Here is a 900-nt window from a genome sequence, read left to right as displayed (position 1 = left end):
TTCGCCGAAAATGATTCGTGTGGGGTTATGAAACATGAAATTTTGCATGAAATACCTTTCCAGTCATTTACATGACCGGTCGTCTTAAGCTTGATGAAAAATTGTGACTGGTCGAGATCCAAGGAGGTCAGGAGGATCGAGACGCTAGGTGCGTCGACCACCTCGGCGTCCCGTTCGGCTTGTCTGATAAATGCGCTGAACTCCATAGCTGCCTCCACCACAACTACGTTTTCTATACTCGGACCAAGCCGGCACGGCTGACGGAATGGAAAGCGCCATAACGGCAGGTTGCAATCGCTTCAGCGTCGGACTGTGAAGCGGCCTGTGCGAAGGCGACCGCCCAACGGCCGCAGCCAGCGCGATAACGGATCGAATAGATGAACATGGCAAGCTCCTGTGGTATTTACTATCAACGCGTCTTGGCGCCTTTCGTCGCTGACCGGACGGGTTGATTCCATTCTGGTCAACCGCTGTTGACGCGGTCCTGTCTCTCGGATTACATGCTTGTTATCTCGAAGCAATTTGTGCGCGTCGCAGCCATCTACCGATTTTTTCCGCACGAACGCTGAACCCAATACGACTTAGGACATGCTGTCAGAGAATGGTTCTCGCCATAAGTAAGTGGCGAGCGCTTTCTCAATGAGAGAAGAATAGGTTTTGCCAAAGGGCGAATCTACTCTACGGTTGGGTATGCCGATACCGCGTTAGCGTTGCCTGGTTATACGGACGTATAACCGCGGTAAGGTGCGCTCCTTCGGCGGATGAAAAATGTCCCATCTGAGCCGCCTGCAAAAATGGCAACGACGACGCATTGTCCTCAGATTCGTTCTCGCGACGGGCATAGAGCGGGGCGTTGGCGCCGCTATCGGGACTCGCTCGCGACCGGGGCCGGCCTGGGCT

The 900-nt window shown here is 54.1% G+C and carries 2 protein-coding genes; both read right to left on the bottom strand.

Going from position 1 to position 900, the window contains the following annotated elements; all coding sequences use genetic code 11:
* A partial coding sequence (locus P0D96_RS48135; RefSeq protein WP_408321384.1) for a hypothetical protein occupies positions 1–206 on the bottom strand: 206 nt, incomplete at its 3' end.
* A gap of 26 nt (positions 207–232) precedes the next feature.
* Positions 233–385, bottom strand: coding sequence for a hypothetical protein (locus P0D96_RS48130; RefSeq protein WP_408183718.1), 153 nt, complete (start codon positions 383–385; stop codon positions 233–235).
* Between the last annotated feature and the right edge of the window lie 515 nt (positions 386–900).

It is taken from the genome of Paraburkholderia sp. RL17-347-BIC-D (assembly GCF_046027915.1).
Classification (GTDB): Bacteria; Pseudomonadota; Gammaproteobacteria; order Burkholderiales; family Burkholderiaceae; genus Paraburkholderia.
The sequence above is the reverse complement of the archived record's forward strand: the minus strand, read 5'-3'. Positions and strand labels throughout refer to the sequence as shown.